This window comes from Micromonospora sp. NPDC000442, assembly GCF_042898635.1.
Classification (GTDB): domain Bacteria; phylum Actinomycetota; class Actinomycetes; order Mycobacteriales; family Micromonosporaceae; genus Micromonospora.
Genome location: NZ_JBIAYZ010000014.1, coordinates 1 through 19,380 on the forward strand (window position 1 = coordinate 1; position 19,380 = coordinate 19,380).

Consider the following 19,380-nt stretch of genomic DNA (forward strand, 5'->3'; position numbering starts at 1 on the left):
CAGTCGTGGTGACATTGCCCTTGATGTCGGTCGCACTCACCGGCCGGCCCGCGGAGTCATAGCCGCCCTGCGACACGACCTGCCACACAGTGCCGAGTCTGGGTCGGTGGTGCGCGAGAGGCGGTCCGCGTTGACGATCGAGTGGCTCACGACCGCATCGATTGTCGGTACCCTAACGGGACGCTGGATCAGATGCCGAGCGCTGCCCGCAGCCGGTGAACGCGATAGACGGCCATGGGGTTGGCGCCCATGTCGTTCCAGGGCCATCGGGTCGCCCGGCCCCGGATCAAGGCGAGGTGTGGCCTGGCTGATTTCCGGTCGCCGATGACGCTGAACCAGGCGGCGGCGTAGTTGTGAGCGAGTATCTCGCCGGGCCGCTCGCAGCTTGCCAGGTTCATCCGGGTCGACGCCTGCCGGGCGCGTTCGAGAGCGTCGATGTCCTTCCGCAGGGGCGTGCCGGTGTTGTCGCGGCGCCAGCGTTCGAAATTTGCGATGTGGATCAACGCGTGAGTCGGGGAACCGATGGGATGGCCGTCGGTCCACTCTCGCGCGCACTGTGCCGTGAAGGCGGCGGAGTATCCCCAGTGCGGAGTGACGGACATAACCGCTTGATAGTGCCCGCGAAAGTGGTAGGGATTGCGCTTGGCCAGCTCCTCGCGGCGTTCACCGGTACGCTGCGGGCCGATTTCCAACCCTCGCGCCAGCTGCAGTAGCCACACCCAGGGCGATGCGTCCGCCGGCGCCAGCGCGGCGGACGCCTGCAGCAACTCCTCGGCACAGTGCAGACCTTGGTGGAAGCTCGACATCTGCTCGGCGCCGGTGTAGCGGGCAAGAGCCCCGCCGCGTAACAGCCAAGCCCGTTCGACTTCCAGCGCGCCCCGCAGCAGGTACGCGGTAGCGTCTGCTCCGAGCGAGGCAATGTACTGCTCGAACTGGGCCGGGACAACAACCTTCCATCGCCCGATCAAGGTCTGCACGGCAACTTCGACGCGGTCTGACCGATCTTCGTCATCGGATAGGCCAGCCTTGATCGCATCCATCAGGCCGGGCCAGTCACCCTTCCGGGCCGCATTACGCACCGCCAGCAAATCAGGTCGGCCGTAAGTGATGTCGAGTGCCATGTCACCTTGCCCCAGATAGATCCACGCCCGGGATCGTGCCACACCGAACGTGGGCCGCCGAGGCCCTACCGGGCTGATTGGGGTTCGACGGGCAGACGCCGCTCGCGAACTCGGGCTTGCCGATTTCCAGTCCACTCCGCCGCCACGCCATGATCAACAGCGCGTTCTCCTTCGACGCGAGACACGCACCGACCCAAGCACCCATCGACAGCCCCGTGATCATCAACTCGACCGGGTGACCGTAGAGAGCCTGCGGTTCCGGTGTGAAGCACCGTTACGAGTTGATTCCACAGAGCGGTCATCGGAGTAGCAAAAGGGCCGGTCGTTCACGGTCAGCTACGGCGGCGGCCAGCGTGCGTGAGCGAGTAGGGTCAACCCGCCCGTCCTGGCGGGTCTCGTTGCCGAACCGTCCATCGGCCCCGACGCTGCGTCAACTGTTCCACCGGCACGGCGGCCGACACCGTCCAGTAACCGTCGAACATTCGCGTCGGCGGACCGCTCGTTGACGCAGATACGCGACCGTCCCGCGGCGTAGGAAAGAAATGCCCTATCTGTCCAAAATCGCCTGCCGTTAAGGAGTCCAGCAGCGACGAAAACTGAGCCGATGCAGTGCGCCTACCAGGCGATTGACCGCAGAGGCAACCAAGATCGGGTCGCAAAACCGCCCGAGTTAAGGGCTCCAGCAGCGCCTCACACGCCACTTCATCGAGCTAGAACAATAGACTGAGGGTTTCCGCAAGTCACTGACCTGCGGAAACCCTCTCGCTGTCGGGACGGCCGGATTCGAACCGACGACCCCTTGACCCCCAGTAGTCCAGTGGCCCGGCGGCATGCTCACGCACGTCTGCCCAGGTCACCCAAAGCATAAACCAGCCGAGTAAAGGAGTCGTCGCACGCGTCCCGCCCGTCGGCTTCCCTACAGCACAGCCTCCCCACACCCACAGTGAGCCGTTTTCATCCTGAGTGGCGGCTGGTCTCGATGCGGTGCAGGACGAGGATGGCCTGCACGATCGCCGTGGCGCGGCGGGGACAGCAACGCAGCTTGGCCAGGACCTTCCAGGTCTTCAGCGTGGCGATGGCTCGCTCGCCGCGGGCGCGGAGCCGGGCATGACCACGGTTGACGGTCCGCTGACGGCGGGACAGTTTCGGTCGGTGTCGGTGGCGTTTGAACGGCGTGCGCACGCTCCCGCCGGCTCCCTGATAGCCCTTGTCCGCGAAGGTCAGCACGTTCGCGCTGGTCAGCGCGTCGATCAGGCCGTGGGTTCGGGCGGCGGTGAGGTCGTGGACCGCGCCGGGCAGGGCGGCCGAGGTCCAGACCAGCCGCCCGGCGGCATCGGCCAGGACCTGCACGTTCACCCGTGGCGCTTGTGTTTGCCCGAGTAGTAGGGGCGTTGGTCGGCGACCCGGTCGATCGGGATCAACGTGCCGTCGAGGATGGCGTACGCCAGCCGGGCGGCCCGGCGCATCGCGGCGGCGAGGTCGTCGGCGCAGGCGGCGAGCAGGTCGACGGCCTCGCGTAGGTACCGCCACGCAGTGCTGACCGACACGGCGAAGCCGGCCGCGAGGTGGGTGAGGGTATCGCCGTTGCGCAGGTGAGCCAAGGCCACCAGCGCCTGCTGCTGCGCCGCCAACCTGCGCCAGCGGCCACCGAGCGCGCGGCGTCGGTCGCGGATCAGCTCAGTCAGCCGGGTCAGGCTGCGCGTGGACAGCGGGATGCTGGCAGGATAGGTCAGCAACGAAGCTCCCGTACTGGGCAGTGCGTCTTGGTCGACTGCTGTCCTACCGGGAGCTTCGTCCTATCTGGAGCATCGGCACGCTGCCCCTGCCTGCCTGGTCAACCGTCCTTGACCACGATGAAAAGGCTTCACTCCATGGTCATGGTGGACCTTGGAATCCTGAGCGACGAGGCGAGCTACCATGTGGCCCACCTTGTAGAACAATTAGACGTAGAGCCACCACTTACTCCCGGTTGGCGAATCTCTTCGATCAAGTACGACATGTGGGGTTCAGCGGTGGTAGACAACGAACCAATCCTGAGACTGCTCCGCGAGAATGATGCACGCCGCCTGGACCACGGCCACAGCTAGCCCGGCGAGCAAGCGAGATCGACACCGATTTCCGACGGCAAATCCGTCGGTTAGGCGCACTAAGACGACGCTCGCCGGAACGCTTGGAAGAATTCGATAATGGTGCGGGCAGATCAATTCGTTCTCGGTGATTATTGCGTTCGGCTACGACTGCGCGACGCTGCACCGGTCACCGTTCGGTCCGACGTTTGGTCCACCGAAGTCCTTGGTCGTGGTGGTTGAGGAAACGCCCGAGCCGCAGTCCCTGGAGTGTCGTTTTCTGGTTGATGCCGCTGCGCGAGCCCTCGGTTCAAGTCATGGACCACGTCGTCATCGGCGACAGCCGGCCGCCACCGCTCGGCGGTACGGAAAACGAGCGAACCGGCTGGGCGCGTCAGAGGCATCTCGCCCTTGACGAACAACTGCCCCCGCCGAAGGGCAGCCGACAACCCGCGGTGAAGGGTGACTGCCAGGAACGAGAGCTCGGAGCTGAGGCGTACGACCAGCTTGTTGCTCAGCGGCACGCGCTCGTTGCGGCCGACCGCCGCCTGTGACCGCACCCAACGCAGGGTCTCCGCCAACTCAGCGGCAGCTTCCTGAGCCGGGCCGATCGGCGGGGTGGCCCGCAGGCCGGCGGCCGCGATGGCGGCCTGCCGCCAACCGCCCACCATCGTCGGGGCACCCTTGCTAATCAGCATGTGCACGGCCAGTCCGAGCTGGGTTCCGAGCTGCAGATGGACACCCGTGACCTGCCCCGGGTACTGCCACATCCAGCTCCGCGCGGCGGCCACGGCGCCGATCGCGTCGTCGACGGTACGGACGCTGGGCGTGGGGTTGATCGGGGAACGGGCGATATCGAGTGCATCCAGTGGAGGTTGACCTCGCCCGGCGGCGATCATTTCCCGGGCGACTGCCGCCAAGCCACTGTTGGTAGTCCACCTGGCGGCCTCCGCCACCGGACGGTAGATCTCGGTCAGATGGCCGCGCCCGTGGCTGAACCATCCCGGTAGCGCGAGGTCGATCATGACCAGGTCTGAGGTGAGCCTGGCGATGTCGGCAATGCCGGCTTGGAGACCGCCGCCCGCTCGAATCGCGAGCCCTTCCGGTGTCCGGGGTCGCTGTCCCGGAGGAACGTGGCTGGCGAAAATGTCGGCAATCACGCCGACGGCGTCTGCGGCCCGGTGCAGCGAGCGTGCCGGTTCGGCGGTCACTGGGGCGGGAGGCGGCGGGAACTGCCGCTCGACGATCCCGGCGACTCGAAGCCCGACGTAGAGCTGGGTGAGCCGTTGCCCGCGTCGCCGCAGAATGGTCAAGGCAGCGGCCCGGTTCGGCACCTCGGCTACCGGGCGACCGCCGACCAGAAGTTCGGTCGCTCGGGCCAGCTGTGCGTAGATGGCAGACCTGGCGATAACGGCGGCGTTGATGTCGGCCGCGCTGCTGGCGGGGTGCCGTTCCATTGCCGTGGCCGCCGCACGCAGCGCCCGCTGCGCTTCCCTGTGCCAGTGGCCGATGGTCATGCCAGGGCCGCCGCCGCACGCCGTAACTGCTGGGCACCGGCGTCGTGGTGGAGTCGACGAGCCAGGTCGTCTCGCCCGTCGGCGGCCAGCCGCTCGTGGTACCGCGCAAGCTGCTCCACCAGCGTCGTCACAGCCAGCCGGGTCGCCGCGTCATCGCGAACCGGTGCCGCCGCATCGACGACCACGTCGTCGTGATCCGAGTAGAGCCTCGCCCGAATGTCGAGCAGTTCCAGGCCGAAGTGGTCCCAGGCAAAGTCGGTCCCGGCCAGGCTCTTCCAGGCTTCGATCGCCAGCTCAATGGCTGCCGCCGCAGCGGTGTCGTCTGCAGCGTCCGCGAGTCGAGCGCCGACCTGTCGCGTTGCCTCGATGTACTCCATGCCGCCAGTTTCTTTCGACGTCAGCAAGGTCGTTCACTCCGTTCGGTCGGTTGTTCAACCTGTCTGTTCGTGGTCTGGGTTCGCCGGTAACCGGTCGGGTACTCACGGACCGCCTATCCGCTGCTGCTCGCAGCGAGCAGGTCCGGCAGGAGTTCGCGCAGCAGGGCGTACGTGACCGGCGCAAGGTCCTCCGGCACCTCGGCCTCGCGGACCCGCATCAGCTCCCCCAAGAGGTTGCGCAGCTCCGCGGTGTGTCCCTCGGTGTGGGCGGCTCGCATGATGTCGTGCCAGGGCCCGTCGTCGCCACGCTCCGGGTCGGCCAGCCAGGCTTGCTGCACGGCCCACCGCGCACCAGTCGGATCGCCGGCTTCGAGGTAGAGCTCGGCGAGTTCGTGTGCGGTGTCCACGATGGCGGACGTGATGTGCCCCGGGTAGATGTCGGATTCGGGTAGCCAGGTGAAAGGGTTGCGAGCGCCGGCTGCGTAGGCGCGTTCGGCCCCTTCGAGGGGTACGCCCCGAACCAGCTCCAACGCGGCTCGTAGATCCTTGACTCCGGCAGCGCCGCGACTTTCGCCGCGGCTGCGCAGCCGGCGGAACAGGTGCCAGTCGAGTAGGTAGCCCGAGTTCAGCCGGTAGAGCCGGTCAGAGCCCATCTCCGGCAGCCAGGCGTTGCCGTCCGGGGTCTCCCCCAACCACCGGCGGGCCCGGGTGATGGCGACCCGGCGGCTGGCGTCCTTGACCTGCTGGTCGGGCCACAGTGCGTCGGTGAGCTGCTCGGCGGAGGCTCCACGGGCTCCACGTTGGGCGAGGTAGACGATGAGTTCGGCGTGGAAGCGGCGGCGTTGGTCGGGTACCGGTCCGGGCGCGTCGACCGTGACCGCGCCGAGGACGCTGATCCGTGGTCGGGTGGTGTCCTGCTCGCGCCAGGCCCGCAGGTCCGAATCCAGCTGCGGGTCGGCTTGGCGGCGTCGCTGTCGGATCGCAGCGGTGACCTCGCGCCGTGGGGTGGCGACGGTGTGGGTGTACTCGACGCGGGGCACGGCAACGATGGGGTCCAGCGGAACTGCTGTATCGACAGAAGCGGTGGCGCTTACTGCCGTGACCGGCTCGTCTCCGGTCAGCAGGGCGAGCACGGAGCCAGCCACATCGGTACCGTCCGCCCATGTCTCCGGCTCCGGGGCCGGCGGGGTCTGCTCGTCGGTGGCGGATCGCGCCTGCGTCATGATCTCGACGAGCGGTTCCAGCTCGCGTACGGTAGTCCTGCCGCCGCCCCTTAGACGAGGAGGAACGGCAGGGCGAGGTGCAGTTGACCGTCCTGGTCGACGATGGCGGTGTTCGGGCCGGCGGTCGCCTGGGCTCTGGTTGTACTGACCACGGCGACGGCGCACCGACCGGCGTCTCGCAGTTCCTTCCCGCCCCTGCTCTACAGCACCAACAAGATCGCGTACCTGATCGCCTACTGGAGCGGGTACCAACCCACCGGCGAGCGGGAGATCGCCGCGGTCCTGGTCACCATCAGCGCACTGCTCATGATGATCGGCCTGACCATGCCAGCCTGGGGCCCGATTCTCACGATCACCCGACGCTGGGACGACTTCCGCTCCTACCAGCGCCTCGAACCGCTCTGGCGCGACCTCGTCAACGCCCTACCCGACCTCGACGCGAGCCTGCGCCGCCGGCTCGGCGCCGTCCGCGACATCGACTACGCACTGACCCGCCGCGCCGCCGAGATCCGCGACGGCTGCCTCGCACTGCGCCCGTACATGGACCTCAGAGTGACCGCGCTGGCCGAGCAGCACGCCGATCGGGCCGGCCTGACCGCCGACGAGCGGCGGGCCACAATCGAGGCGGCGCACCTGGCCTGCGCACTCCGCGCGCATCAACAGAGCCTCCTCGCCGCAGTCCCCCTACCACCCGACGACCTGCACCGCCCCTCCGGCGGCTACGCCGGGGAAATCGCCTGGCTGACGCTGGTGTCCAGCACCTACGCCCGGTCGCTCGTGGTGGCCCAAACGCTCGCCGACTCACGACGCCTCCCCGTACAGAAGTCCGCGCTTGGAGACTCCCACCGATGAGAGCCCGCTACGCCAACCTCGCTCACACTCGCACGCTCGACCCCGAACGCGACTACCTGGCCATCTACCAGACGATGCTGCGCTACGAGGTCCCGTGGGACATGAAGCTCGGGCTGAACCTCGCCTTCAACCGCTCCTTCTCCATCCCCGCCATCGCCGCCGTACACACCGCCACCGGCGAGCTCACCGAACGCACCCAGAAGCGCCTCGACGACACCGGCCTGCTCATGTACGAGATGGTGCTCAACGGGTTCGACCAACCACGAGGCCGAGACGCGCTACGACGGGTCAACCAGATCCACCGCCCGTACGACATCCCCAACAAGGACTACCTCTACGTCCTCGGCTGCCTGGTCGTCGTCCCCACCCGCTGGCTGCAGAAGTACGGCTGGCGCCGCCCCTGCTGCCACGAGATCCAGGCCACCTACGTGTTCTATCGGGAGTTGGGCCGGCGGATGGGCATCACCGACATCCCCGACTCCTACCAGCACTTCGAGACCTGGTTGGACACCCACGACGCAGCCCACCTGCAACCCAACGACGACGCTGCCGCTATCGAGCGCGCCACCCGCATGCTGATGCTCACCCGCATCCCTAAGCCACTGGCCCCGCTCGGCAACGCCCTGGTCAGCGCCATGTACGACGCACCACTGCGCCGCGCGATGCAGGTCGACAAACCAGCCTGGCCCGTCCGGGCCGGCCTGCACCTGGCGCTGAAGATGCGCGCCCGGCTGCAACGCTGGTTCGGCACACCACCGACCACGCCGCTGTTCGCCGACGGCATCCACACGAAGACCTACCCTAACGAGTACGACGTCAGCCAACTCGGTCCACAGGAAGCCCACGTACCGGATCGGCGAACGTGGCCGTCAGGTGCGGCAAGAGATTTCAGGTAAGCGCCACGGCCGCGAGGGCCACGACGCCGACCACGAGTGCGCGAATGGCCCAGGTGATCCGGGTGAACTTTCGGTACGCCACCATGTTCGCCGCCCAGATCTGTCCGACGACCGCCCGTTCGAACGAGGCCTCGTCGGCCGCTGCCTCCACCCATGCATCGATGAAGGCTTCCCGGTCATCGCCGTATCGTCGGGCGACGTGGTCGTAGTAGTGCAACGACCATGCAGTCGTCATCTGCCGCCGCGGTGCCAGGGTGTAGAGCGCCAGCAGCGCGCTGAGCACGATGCAGATACCAGCGACGAGCAGAACGGCCCTGGCCCAGTAGCCATGACCCGACGGCAGCTGCCCGGCCAGGACCCCGGCAGCGGCCAGTATGGCGGCCGCCTTGACGTCGGCGAAGCGAATCATCTCGTTCACCTGTTGCAGTGAGGCACGTTCCGCTTCTCTCATGAAATTTCCAGCCGTTCCGCTAGGTCGGTCCGGTTGTACGAGGAGAAGACCTGCCCCACCTGCCCGAGCAGATATCGCCGCTCGCTCTCCCCGAGCTGCCCGAGAAATTCATCGATCAGCTTGGCAACTCCCAGTGACCGTGACTCAGCGGCATCCCCGAACTTCTCCGCGATCTCCTCGAACTTGATGGTGAGGAGCTCTTCCGGCCGGTCGGGGTGGTGGTAGAGCCAGTAGCTGCGGGCCACATCGGGTTGGGAGTACACGGTCTCGCGCATGAAGCGGACCCGCTCCAACTCGGCCTGCTGCTTCAAGCGTTCGAGCGCGGTCTGCCGGTGCACGTCCAGGATGCCTTCTGCCGCAGCACGTGCTTGCCGGCTGACCGTCAGTTGGACGTTGGCGTTATAGGCGACGCCGCTGTTGATCTCGTTTTCAGCGTTGCCGACCTGGGTAACACAGTACTTGGCGGTTACCTGGTCGGCCCACCTTGTGACGTCCTGCCGCACTCGCCAGTAGGCGTCATGGCCATCCCCCTGCCACTGCATCTGGAAAATCGCGTCAAACGCGATGTGCGGATGGCAGCTGCGCAGCTCAGCGGAAAAGGTGAACGACCGTACGGAATCCGCGGGTCGCGTCCGGAGGCCCGTCAGGTGGCCAAGCCAGTTGGCAGTCATGAGGCGACCAGCGGACTCGCGTTGTGAAGCCGCTCGTTGAGTCGGTCACGCAGGTCCCGGGCGGCTGGTGCCTGGGTGTCACGGGCGACAGGCTGCCAGTCGTACAGCAGGTCGGACATGCGGGCGAAGCGGCTGCTGGCGCCTTCGCCGGTCCCCCCGGCAGCGACCATCACGCCGGTTAGCAATTCCTCGTACACCGGTTCCTCAGTCGCCGCATCCAGCCAGCGCAGAAGCGCCTCGCGGATTTTGCCCTGCGGCCCTTCGCTCCCGAACAAGTACGTGAAGGCGTGAATGAGTCCGGCCTGCACCTCCGCGACGCCAGCCAGTTCGGCTAGGAGAGAGCCGGCACGCTCCGGGGTGTCCGAGATTGCCGCTAGCGCCCGCCTCCCTGTGTCGCGTCGCTGTTGGTCCTGCCCGGCCGCCCACTCGACGACCTGACGCAGCGTCGTCTGCCGGTGCAACGGTCGGTCCCAGAGCGAACGCACAGCTTCCACGACCCCGTCGGTGACGGGGTCTATCCCCCGCCCTGCCAGGTTCTTCATCCGAGTCAACACCGCCTGCGGATACGCATCTGCCAACGCCCCGCCGCACACAGCGGCGACCGCACAGAGCAGCGGCACGCTCCCCGATTGGACGGCCCACTGGTTCAGCCGACCACGCATCGCCGTCCCTGCCTCAGGGCTCATCGCGATCGCTGTCATCAGGTCGACGACCAACGGATGCAGCGTCTGGTAGTTCCACCACCGCTCGATGAGGGTGCGCACCTCAGGAGCGTCGGCCCCGGGAAGCGCCAGGGTCACGGCGAGCATGGCCGAAGCGACCTGCCCGGCCACGCGCGCGTTCGGAGAACCGCCGCGTCGTATCGGCAGGTCGGACGCCCAACTCCAGAGGCGGGTACGGAAAGCCTTGGACTGGTCACCGTGCACGTAGCGCAGGATCGCGACATCGTACGAGGGCAGGGTGAAGAAGATCCGGTGCCTGTCGTCGATGCGGGCGTTGACGTTCTTGGCGAGTTGGCGGATTCCCGGTGCACCGATGCCGCCGCATACGTCCGCCGGTTCGTTCAGCTTCTCGGCGAGCTTTTCCATAGCGTGCAGGACATTGGTGGCCTGTCCTCCCTGCAGAAAGGCCAAGGCGATAAGGAAGAGCCGTGTCCGCGGATCGGGGTTGTCCTGGAACCAGGCGGCCAACTCTTCGTCCCAGTTTTGGTAGGCCTGCACCGACTTTCGGGCGATCTCGGCCAGCGATGCCTGCGGATTATCTGCGGCGGCCCTGATCCGGCGGGACAGCCTCGCCACCTGGGCCGGGGTAGCGCTCTCCAGCATCTCCGGCAGCGGCGACGTCTGGAGCAGCGCGTCCACATCGAGCCGGGCGCGCTGGTCTTCGAGAAGTTGGCTCAGCAGACCCTCGCGCGCGGGTGCGGTAGCCGTGAGGACGGTGAAGCCTGGAATTTCCTCGGGTCGTTCGAGGCTCTTCTGGTCGACTAGGACGACAAGGTACGAATCTCGCTTCTCCACCGCCTCTCGGTAGGCAATGAGCAACTCCCTCAGCCGCCCGTTACGGTTTCCGGTCGGCACTGTGAGCAGGTAGGCAGACTGGTCGTAGTACGACCATGGCACCTCGTCGACGGGCAAGAGCCGCTGAGTGTCGTCATCGATGGGAATTTCTCGCCGAGGCGAGGGAACACCGCCGAGCAGTCCCACTGCGGCGGTGCGACGGCCGGTGCCGGGGTCGGCTACCAGCAGGACGTGTCGTCGCTCCCGCAGGATCGCGGCCGCCGCTTCCCTGGACCATCCGCCTGGGCCGTAGTTTCGTTCCACGAAGGTCGCGATCGTCTCACGCACGAAGGCGTCGGAAAGTTCCCGGGCGGCTTGGTAGCGGCCGAGCCAGTTATGGACGTTCTGCACCATGTCGCCCCCGACGTGCGAGGCGACTTGGCCGCTGTTCTCTTCTACATAGGGGCTGTCGTCGATGTCATCGGCGTAGGACTCATCGATGTCCGGATCCACGATCTCGATCTGGTCCGTCGTCATCGCGCACCGCCCTGGTTCTGAGTCATGCTCTCGACAGCGGTGGCAACCTGGCCGTCGTTCCGCCTTACCCGCGGCCCGGAGATCCGAGGCCGTTCAGATTTCTCCCCGTCCATCGGCGGCGGCAGCACGGCGTGTGGCAACACGCCGAGCAAGTTCCCGGAAACCTCGGGGAGGTAGAGCCACGCCTGCCGACTGAACGCTTTGTCGTCGACCGTCGCCATGACCGGGAGACAGCGGTCGGGCTGCATCCCGGCGTACCCAGCGGCGATGACATCCTCGAAAACGCGGTCGGAGAAGATGCAAGCCACGAAGGTCACCTGCGGGCTGGCCGCGGCGAGCACGGCCTTTACCGGCGCGGAGTCAAGCAGGCGATGTGTGTCATTGCGCGCGTCCCCGTTGCCGGTCCAGTTGGGATTTTCTGGGTCGGCCGGCAGCGGGCCGACGTGCAGGCTGACTCGCAGCTGAAGCCGTCGTCGGCCCTGACGGTTGTGCTCGGCGAGGCGCTCCTGAAGCAAGCGTGGAAAGGGGTCCACCAGATGCGGCAGGACGTGCGTCGGGAGGCCGACGGCGAAGCCGTCACCGGTCGAGCCGAGGAACGCCGGGCGATCCCACTCGGCCTGCAATCCGGCGCCGGTCAGGGCATCGCCCACCAAGTCGAGCAAGCTTTTGCTGATCGCCTCGTGGGTGCTGCCTGGTTCCGCGGTGAAGCCCTTGGCATCCACCGCCAATATCGCCCGGTACGGCGGTAGATCGATCGAACGTGCGAACGGAACATATTCCACAGGAGTCCCTTTCTCGATGAACTGACCCCCTCAGCGTCCGTTGGCAACGCGCGGCTCTCTGCCCAAATCTGGGCGTAAACCGTGTGACCGGCCACGCAATGCCGCCGGGTCCACGATGGTGACGTCGCGCCGGCCGGTGACGACGATGCCGGCCTCGCGCAGCGCAGCCAACTCGGCGACGACCGCGTTGCGCGAGGCACCGACCAGTTCGGCGAGCTCCGCCTGGGACAGTCGGATCGCGGGCGGCCCATCCGCGCGCCGGCTCTCCCGGTCAAGCTGGATCAGGGCCCGGGCCAGCCGGTCCCGCACAGGCAACAGGGCCAACGCCGCGCGCTGAGCGTCCGAGATGCGCAGCCGGCGCACCGTATATGCGGCGAACCCCGGTGCGAATTCCGGCCGTGTCAGAAAGCGCCGGAACTGCGGTCCGGTCAGTAGGCGGGTGACGGTGGTGGTCAGAGCGGTGGCCGTGGCAGAGCGGGGTTGCAGGTCGACGGCAGCCAAGTCTCCGACGACGTCGCCGGCCACCCGCAACGTCAGCATCGCGCGACTGCCATCGCTTTCCGACCGCACGATCTTGACGCACCCAGCCAGGAGCACATACACATGCTGCGTAGCGTCGCCCTGACGTACGAGAACATCGCGGGGCTCGAATCGCACAGGAATTCCGGTCTCCTGAACTCGGCGCCACTCGTCCTGCGGCAGATAAGCAACGAGCCCGGAATCGCCGTAGTCAATCATGTACAGAATGTATCGTCGACCGCCACGTCAAAGTAATGACAACCGGTAGCACTGCCCGCCCACTCAGCCCCGCATCGTCGCCGCTCGCCTGGTCACGGCACCGGACAAGTTCTCGGTGGAACCTGCTCAATGCCACAGCCACGCGATCCGCAGCTGCCGGAGGATCCGAGACGGTCCACAGAGGTCGGCGCAGGTTCGCATTGCGGCCCAACCTGATGACCTCGATCAACACTGTCAGCCGTCGCGCTTACGATCACGGCCATGCCGAACGCCTTTACCACCCTATGGACCCAGGATGTCTGCCGGGAGCTACGCAGACACCGCGTCGGTCAGCGTCCCCCGGTGGCATTCAGCGGGTCGCATCAGTCTCTTCCCAGCTGGACCAGCGTCGGTGTCGGCGATGATGTCTTCGCGCTGCATGTCAACCGATGCGTGGTCTACCTCGTGAGCCGCCTCCGTGTTGTCGACAAGCAGCGGCAGGACTGTTGCGGCACCGCCCCAGCAACATGGTCGGACCATGCCTGTCCGGGGCACACCGACTGGGCCATGCTCGGTGCCGCCAGATGCGGAGCAAGTCCGGTGCATATCGAAGCAACACCGGTCCGCTTCGATATCGCCGTCCCCGGCGACATGCTCAGCACCCTGACCTGGCGCAACCGAAGTGGAGAACAGCGCAACTTGAAGTACGTCGTCAACGGTCGCCTCGAACGCTCCGTGAGCCTCCAGGGCATCTATGGCCTGGCCGAAGACTCCGCCGCCCGGCTGGGCACCCTGCTCGATCGTTCGCCAACCCCGAGCCAAGCGGCATAGCCACATCAGTTTCGGGTTGGAACACGGGTAGCGCCTCCACGTCTGTTGCGTCCTGCGCTATTCCGGGCACGAGACTTCATCAGGCGCACGACCTGCCCTACTGCGCCAGCGGTCTGCGGATAGCGGCGACCTGTCGGCTCCAGTTGCTGACGGCGACGACCTTCACGACGTCGCCGGTCCTGGGCGCCTGAACGAGGTACTGCCGGCCGTGCCCGTCGGTGCCGATGTACATGCCGACATGGCCGGGACGGGACATTGTCCCGTCGGAGCCGGGGATAAAGATCAGGTCACCGGGTCGCATCGCCGCTAATGAGGGGACGGCGACACCCGTTCGCAGCTGGTCGGTGGTGATCGGCACCCCAGACGTAGGGCTTGCCTCGCTGAGCGAGCGCGAAGGAGACCACGGCCCGAAGCTGCGGGTCCGCCGGCAGGACGAAGCCGTCCGGGAGTCCCGCGTCGTCCAGAGGCGGCAGGCCGTCGCCGCCGTCGCTGGTGCAGACGATGCCCAGTCCGTCGCTGATCACGGCGACCATCTGCTGTGCCTCTGGCTGCCACTTCGCGTACGCGTCAGGGAACGCCGACCGCTGCACGGCCTGCGCGGCCTGCGTGAGCCCCATGGTCTGCCAGCCGTCGACGTCGACCAGACGCTCGTAGAACTTCCTGGCGGCGTAGCGCGGACCGAGGATTTGCTCGGGGGTCCCCCAGCCCTGGCTGGGTCGCTGCTGGAACAGGCCGAGTGAGTCGTGGTCGCTGTCCGCGCCGAGGTGTCCGAGGTTGCGCAGGGTGGATTCCTGCATGGCGGTGGCGACGGCGATTTCCCTGCCGTAGCGGGGCACCTGCATTTCGGCGCCGACGGTGACGATGCTGGCGGCGTTGCTGACCTGCTCAGAGGTCCAGGAGCCCTGATCGGACCAGTCGGACGTTGCGGGTGTCGCCCCGGGTGAGGCGCTGGGCGGGCCGATGGTGCAGGCCGTGGCCGGGCCAGCTCCGACGACCGAGAACGTGACAAGCACGATCAGGGCCAGCGGTGCCAGGACCACAGCGGCGAATCCTCCGGCGAGGATCGACCAGCCGCGGTTCATCGCAAACCAGCCTGGCGGATCTCGTAGCCAGCGACCCGCCACCCGGGTCCGTCCGGACCGCCACGAATCAGGGCGCAGTCGGCGATGCTGTGCTCGGTCCAGCCACGCCAGCCGCCCTCGCCCAAAGGAGTCACCGTCACCCGGATCGCACGCCGGGCGGTGATGCCGTTGTCTGCTGGTTGCTGTGGGTCGGCGAAGGGCTCCACTTCCGCCGTCAGGTGGACGCGGTGGTGAGCCCAGGTCGCCCAGCGGCCGTCGCGGTCGGCGGCGGCGCTCTGCTCGGCCAGGGTGCTGCTGGCGAAGCGCATGGCTCGCTGGTAGGCCTCGGCCGGGCCGGTGTCGCGGCGGGTGTCGGCACTGTAGAGGGCCGTCACGAAACGTCGACACACCTGCCCCGGATCGGCGTACGAGAAGCCGGGCTGCGTCGACGGCAGCACCGGGGCGGCCACCCCGGTCGGGCCGGTGCCGGTCGTGGGTCGGTTGATGCTCGGCGTGGGTGGCGTTGGCGGTGGGCTGGTGGCGCAGCCGGTAACGGCCAATGTGATCGCCACTGCCGTGGTTACTCGAATTCGCGCGTCCATGGCCACGACGGTGTCGGGTCGCTGGGGAAGCTACCGCTGCCAGCTGTAGCTGGTAGCGACGGTAGCGGTGGCGGCCACGCCAGCGTCAACTCTGCCGTCAGCGATGCCTGGTCAAGGTCCCTGGCAGATGCCCCGACCGCGGGCGTCCTGACCTTCGGGAGACCTGCCGTGCTTGTTCACTACCTGACCATCGCCGCCGCCCTCGCGGATGCGCCATTCGCTGCCGTGACGGGCGTTCTGGCCGCCGCACCGAACCCGAGCCCTGCTGCGCCGCCCGGGTTGGAGGCGACCGGGAACCTGTTCATCGGTTGGATGAAGTGGATCCTGATCGTCGCCGGTGTCGGCGACCTGCTGGTATGCGGGATCATGATGGCCGTCGGTCGTCGCAACCGTTCGGCGTTCGCCGCCGATGGAGCGGCCGGCATCCCCTGGGTGTTGGCCGGGTTGACGTGCGGGGCGGTCGCGGCCGTCGTTGTCGGCGCGATTCTGCCGAGCTGAGCCATGACCTACGACGTCATCGCTCGTGCTCGCTGCACCACCCGCCGCCGCATGCTCACCGCCGTGTGTGTGGCCGCCGCGATGCTGGCCGGCGCGGTCGATATCGCGGTGTTCGGCGTGTCCCCTGATCGGCCTGCCACCTCACCGGCAGATCCGGCACTGACAATCCGCCCTGACGCCAGCCCGACTGCCGATGACCGGATGGCCCTGCCCAGCGATCTGGACTGGGTCGACCTGGCGGGCGTGTCGGTGCCTGCGTCGGGCCGGTCGGGTCCCTACTTCAGCAGAGGCGGGCTGGCTTACGGCTTCGCGCACGACCGCGCCGGCGCGGTACTCGCCGCGGTCCACATCGTCGTGCGCGTCAATCCCCAGGTCGGCCCGGCTGTGTTCGAACCCACCCTGCGCGACCAGGTGGTCGGGCCCGATGCGGCCTCGATGCGGGTCCAGGTCGCGCAGGCGTACGACGAACTGCGCGGACAAGCGGGCGTCGCACCCGGGCGACCCCTCGGGCGGTTGTACTCCACCCTGCGGGGTTACCGGATCCTCAGCTACACCGACGGCGAGGCGGTCCTGTGGCTGCTGACTGAGGCGCCAGGCACCACCGGTAGCCCGCTCACGGTCAGCACCGAGGTACGCGTGCGCTGGACCGGGTCGGACTGGGCTCTGCTGGCGCCCGCCGGCGGGACGTTCGACCAGGCGGTGACCACCGCGTCGGACCCCGACATCGCCACGTTCCTTCCCTTCACCGCAGGCGGGTGATTCTCGTGCCGTTCTGTAATCCATTCCTTCCTGCCACCTGCGCCGGAGTCGTCGTCGATGGCGCCAACGCCCCCGCAGCCGTACGCGATTCGATGGTCAACACGACCCTCGACGGGCTGGCCAGTGCGGTCAGGGAAGCGATCCAGTGGGTCGCCGGCCTGCTGACCAGTTGGACGCTCATCCCGTCGAACAGCCTGTGCCCCACCGATGGCTCGGATCCAAGTCAGTGGGCCGCTGACTGGGTGGTCCAGTGCCAGGAGGCTGCCGGTCCGGCGCAGCAGCTGCGCGGGTTCATGCTGCCGATCACGATTCTGGTGCTGGTCGGTGGGCTGCTCTGGCAGGGCATCACCATCGTCGTCAGTCGAAAGGGCGAGCCGCTGCTGCGGGCCGTACGCGGGGTGTGGAACACCGCGCTCTGGGGCAGCATCGGCGTCGCCGGCACCCACCTGGTCCTCAAGGCCGGGGACAGCTACTCGATGTGGCTGCTCAACGAGGCGATCTTCAAGGATTCCGACAAGCCACCGAACGAGGCGATGAGCGCGGCGCTCGGCGGGTTGTTGCTTCCCGGCACTGCGGTGGCACCGTTCGTGATGATTCTGGTCGGTGTCGTGGTCATCCTCGCCGCCGTGGCGCAGACCATCCTGATGGTGTTCCGCGAGGGCTCGGTGGTCGTCCTGGCCGGAATTCTGCAATTGGCGGCGGCCGGCTCCGTCACTCGAGGCACCAGCCAGTGGCTGCACAAGACCCTTGGCTGGTCGCTGGCACTCGCGCTGTACAAGCCGGCAGCCGTCTCGGTGTACGCCACCTCGTTCGTGATGATGCGCGGTAACGGTCGGGACTGGCTGATGGGTCTCGGCATGCTGGCCCTGTCGGTGATCGCTCTGCCTGCGCTGATGAAGTTCTTCACGACCTTCACCGGCGGCGTCGCCTCCGGCGGTGCGGGCATCGGCATGGCCGGCGCCGGAGCGGCGGCCGGCCTGCACGCCGCGTCGTCGCTGCGCGGAGCCGTCGGCGGTCACAGTGCCAGCGACCACGCCCGCTACCTCGACTCGCGGGGACCCGGTAGCGGCGGCGGCAACGGTCCCACCGGGGCCATGCCGACCACCTCGGCCTCCTCTCCCGCGACCGGTAGCGCGCCGAACGTGATGAACGGTAACGCTGGTAGCGGCCCGCCCGGTCCGGTAACGCCCACGACCACCGTTCCGCCCGGGACCGGCGCTACCGCATCCACCGCCACGGCTGCCGGTGGTAGCGCAGCGACCGGCGGCAGCATGGCCGGAGCCGGGGCGGCGGGAGCTGCGACCGGACCGGGGGCACCCGTTGTCATCGGTGGCGCGGTGGTCGCTCAGGCCGGGATAAGCGCCGCGAGGGCGGGCGCGAACACGGCCAGTTCGGCGATGCGGGACGGGAGTTCGTCGTCGTGAGCAGCGAGCAGGCACAGGTACGCACCTACGGCGGCTGGCGGAGGGCCCGGGGCATGGGCCTGTTCGGCCTCGGACCGGCGCAGACCTTCACCGTGTTGTTGGCGATCACCGCGCTGATCGTTTCCGGCTCGCTGGGGCTACGGGCGCTGGCTGTTGCCGCTGGGCCGTGTGTGCTGCTCGTAGCGATGCTGGTGCTGCGCTGGGACGGGGTGCCGCTGTCGGCCGGAATTACGCAGCGGGTGCGCTGGCTGATCGGCACCAGCCGCGGCTACACCTCGTACCGATCCGGGTTGATGGTGGCCGGCGAGCATGCCTGGCAGCTGCCGGGTGTGCTCGCCCCCACCACCCTGCTGACCGTCGACTACAGCGGCGGCGCGTACGGGTTGGTCTACAACCAGCGGCTGGGCACCATGACGGTGACGTTGCGCTGCGCGGCCACCTCCACCTGGCTGGCTGACCCGGACGCCAGCGCCGCGTGGGTGACCGACTGGGGCGGATGGCTGGCCAACCTGGGCTACCTGCCGATCGTCGACCACGTCGCGATCACCGTGGACACCGCACCGGATCCCGGTTCCCGGCTGGCCGATCACGTCAGCCGGCGGATCGTGCCGCACGGGCCGGCGTCAGCCCGACGGGTACTGCAACGCCTGGTGGAAGTCTCCCCGGCAGCCGCTGCGGACGTGGAAACCCGGGGGTCGGTGACCTTCAAGCCCGGCGCCTCACCCGGCAAACCGAAGAACCTCGACGAAGCCTTGGAGGAGATCAGCCGCACCCTGCCGGGCCTGCAGGATTCGCTGAGCAGCTGCGGGCTGACCGTCCTCGGCCGGGCGAGCGCCGACCACATCTCGGCGATCGTCCGTACCGCGTTCGACCCGGCCAGCCGCGGCGACGTGGCCCGACTCGCCGCGGCCCCCGGGCTCGACCTGAGCCGGTGGGTGGACTGGGACAGCGCCGGACCCGTGATGGCCGAGGAACACCTCGACCGGTACGCCCACGACTCCGGCACGTCCGTGTCGTGGGCGTGGCACGAAGCGCCGCGTCAACACGTACACGCCGACGTCCTCGCCCGCCTGCTCGCTCCTGGCCCGTACCCGAAACGGGTGTCCCTGCTCTACCGGCCCTTCCCCGCCGGCGAGGCCGCGCGGATCGTGGAGAGCGAGGTCAACGCGGCGGCGTTCCGCGCGGCATACCACCGCGCGCAGAAGCGCGACGAGTCCGCCCGCGACCACGCCGACCGGGAACGCGCCCTACAGACCGCGCGGGAAGAAGCCACCGGCTCCGGGGTGGGCCTGATGTCGCTGTTCGTCACCACCACCGTCGTCTCCCCCGACGACCTGGGCCGGGCCATCGCCGACGTCGAGTCCCGCGCCGACGTGGCCAAGATCCGGCTACGGCAGCTGCGCGCCAGCCAAGCCGCCGGCTTCGCCACCACCCTGCCCTGCGGCGTCTGCCCGCCGCAGCTCGCCCGCCACTGGCCCCACTGACCTGATCGCGAGGAG

18 protein-coding genes and 2 pseudogenes are annotated in these 19,380 nt (G+C 67.9%); 7 read left to right on the forward strand and 13 right to left on the reverse strand.

What is annotated here, in order from left to right:
* Positions 1-188: 188 nt before the first annotated feature.
* The 5 genes and pseudogenes from ACFY2A_RS21475 to ACFY2A_RS21495 all read right to left on the reverse strand — a co-directional run bounded on the left by ACFY2A_RS21475 (position 189) and on the right by ACFY2A_RS21495 (position 6,304).
* Complete coding sequence (locus ACFY2A_RS21475; protein ID WP_387173966.1) at positions 189-1,121, reverse strand: hypothetical protein; 933 nt, start codon at positions 1,119-1,121, stop codon at positions 189-191.
* Positions 1,122-2,075: 954 nt separating this feature from the next.
* Positions 2,076-2,857 (reverse strand): annotated as a pseudogene (locus ACFY2A_RS21480) (transposase family protein).
* 482 nt (positions 2,858-3,339) lie between these two features.
* Entirely contained in the window at positions 3,340-4,704 is a 1,365-nt protein-coding gene (locus ACFY2A_RS21485; protein WP_387173968.1) for a hypothetical protein, read from the reverse strand.
* A complete protein-coding gene (locus tag ACFY2A_RS21490; RefSeq protein ID WP_387173970.1) occupies positions 4,701-5,081 on the reverse strand; it encodes a hypothetical protein in 381 nt (126 codons plus the stop codon). Before ACFY2A_RS21490 ends, ACFY2A_RS21485 begins: the two co-directional genes overlap by 4 nt.
* 113 nt (positions 5,082-5,194) lie before the next feature.
* Positions 5,195-6,304 (reverse strand): hypothetical protein, encoded by a 1,110-nt coding sequence (locus tag ACFY2A_RS21495; RefSeq protein WP_387173972.1) that lies wholly within the window; start codon positions 6,302-6,304, stop codon positions 5,195-5,197.
* Between the two features lie 195 nt (positions 6,305-6,499).
* Between ACFY2A_RS21495 and ACFY2A_RS21500 the strand changes: the two are divergent.
* Positions 6,500-7,156, forward strand: a pseudogene (locus ACFY2A_RS21500) (MAB_1171c family putative transporter); the annotation flags it as partial.
* The gene (locus ACFY2A_RS21505; RefSeq protein ID WP_387173974.1) at positions 7,153-8,052 is read left to right on the forward strand and encodes an oxygenase MpaB family protein; all 900 of its coding nucleotides are present in this window, start codon (positions 7,153-7,155) and stop codon (positions 8,050-8,052) included. The pseudogene ACFY2A_RS21500 and the gene ACFY2A_RS21505, both read left to right, overlap by 4 nt.
* On the opposite strand, the gene ACFY2A_RS21510 is transcribed toward ACFY2A_RS21505, so the two are convergent.
* Genes ACFY2A_RS21510 through ACFY2A_RS21530 form a run of 5 tightly spaced genes read right to left on the reverse strand, consistent with a single transcriptional unit; the run spans position 8,045 to position 12,727 of the window.
* The gene (locus ACFY2A_RS21510) at positions 8,045-8,461 is read right to left on the reverse strand and encodes a Pycsar system effector family protein (RefSeq protein ID WP_387174193.1); all 417 of its coding nucleotides are present in this window, start codon (positions 8,459-8,461) and stop codon (positions 8,045-8,047) included. The two genes, ACFY2A_RS21505 and ACFY2A_RS21510, sit on opposite strands and share 8 nt — an antisense overlap.
* Positions 8,462-8,499: 38 nt before the next feature.
* Complete coding sequence (locus tag ACFY2A_RS21515; protein ID WP_387173976.1) at positions 8,500-9,174, reverse strand: hypothetical protein; 675 nt, start codon at positions 9,172-9,174, stop codon at positions 8,500-8,502.
* Positions 9,171-11,207, reverse strand: coding sequence for a hypothetical protein (locus tag ACFY2A_RS21520; protein ID WP_387173978.1), 2,037 nt, complete (start codon positions 11,205-11,207; stop codon positions 9,171-9,173). Before ACFY2A_RS21520 ends, ACFY2A_RS21515 begins: the two co-directional genes overlap by 4 nt.
* Complete coding sequence (locus ACFY2A_RS21525; RefSeq protein WP_387173980.1) at positions 11,204-11,989, reverse strand: hypothetical protein; 786 nt, start codon at positions 11,987-11,989, stop codon at positions 11,204-11,206. Before ACFY2A_RS21525 ends, ACFY2A_RS21520 begins: the two co-directional genes overlap by 4 nt.
* A gap of 30 nt (positions 11,990-12,019) precedes the next feature.
* A complete protein-coding gene (locus ACFY2A_RS21530; protein ID WP_387173982.1) occupies positions 12,020-12,727 on the reverse strand; it encodes a Crp/Fnr family transcriptional regulator in 708 nt (235 codons plus the stop codon).
* A gap of 261 nt (positions 12,728-12,988) precedes the next feature.
* On the opposite strand from ACFY2A_RS21530, the gene ACFY2A_RS21535 reads away from it, so the two are divergent.
* Positions 12,989-13,537, forward strand: a complete 549-nt coding sequence (locus tag ACFY2A_RS21535) for a hypothetical protein (RefSeq protein ID WP_387173984.1) — start codon at positions 12,989-12,991, stop codon at positions 13,535-13,537.
* 97 nt (positions 13,538-13,634) lie between these two features.
* Here the strand turns inward: ACFY2A_RS21535 and ACFY2A_RS21540 are convergent, their stop codons facing one another.
* Genes ACFY2A_RS21540 through ACFY2A_RS21550 form a run of 3 tightly spaced genes read right to left on the reverse strand, consistent with a single transcriptional unit; the run spans position 13,635 to position 15,200 of the window.
* On the reverse strand, positions 13,635-13,838 hold the full coding sequence (locus ACFY2A_RS21540) for an NlpC/P60 family protein (RefSeq protein WP_387173986.1): 204 nt from the start codon (positions 13,836-13,838) through the stop codon (positions 13,635-13,637).
* A complete protein-coding gene (locus tag ACFY2A_RS21545) occupies positions 13,825-14,619 on the reverse strand; it encodes a hypothetical protein (protein WP_387173988.1) in 795 nt (264 codons plus the stop codon). Before ACFY2A_RS21545 ends, ACFY2A_RS21540 begins: the two co-directional genes overlap by 14 nt.
* Entirely contained in the window at positions 14,616-15,200 is a 585-nt protein-coding gene (locus ACFY2A_RS21550) for a hypothetical protein (RefSeq protein ID WP_387173990.1), read from the reverse strand. Before ACFY2A_RS21550 ends, ACFY2A_RS21545 begins: the two co-directional genes overlap by 4 nt.
* 168 nt (positions 15,201-15,368) lie before the next feature.
* Here ACFY2A_RS21550 and ACFY2A_RS21555 point away from each other — a divergent pair, with 168 nt between their 5' ends.
* From ACFY2A_RS21555 to ACFY2A_RS21570, 4 genes are read left to right on the forward strand one after another with little or no spacing between them, the layout of a single operon-like run.
* A complete protein-coding gene (locus tag ACFY2A_RS21555) occupies positions 15,369-15,698 on the forward strand; it encodes a hypothetical protein (protein WP_387173992.1) in 330 nt (109 codons plus the stop codon).
* 3 nt (positions 15,699-15,701) lie between these two features.
* Positions 15,702-16,457, forward strand: a complete 756-nt coding sequence (locus ACFY2A_RS21560) for a hypothetical protein (RefSeq protein WP_387173994.1) — start codon at positions 15,702-15,704, stop codon at positions 16,455-16,457.
* Positions 16,454-17,881 (forward strand): hypothetical protein, encoded by a 1,428-nt coding sequence (locus ACFY2A_RS21565; protein ID WP_387173996.1) that lies wholly within the window; start codon positions 16,454-16,456, stop codon positions 17,879-17,881. The genes ACFY2A_RS21560 and ACFY2A_RS21565 overlap by 4 nt, the downstream gene beginning before the upstream one ends.
* Positions 17,878-19,365, forward strand: coding sequence for an SCO6880 family protein (locus ACFY2A_RS21570; RefSeq protein ID WP_387173998.1), 1,488 nt, complete (start codon positions 17,878-17,880; stop codon positions 19,363-19,365). Before ACFY2A_RS21565 ends, ACFY2A_RS21570 begins: the two co-directional genes overlap by 4 nt.
* Positions 19,366-19,380: the final 15 nt, after the last annotated feature.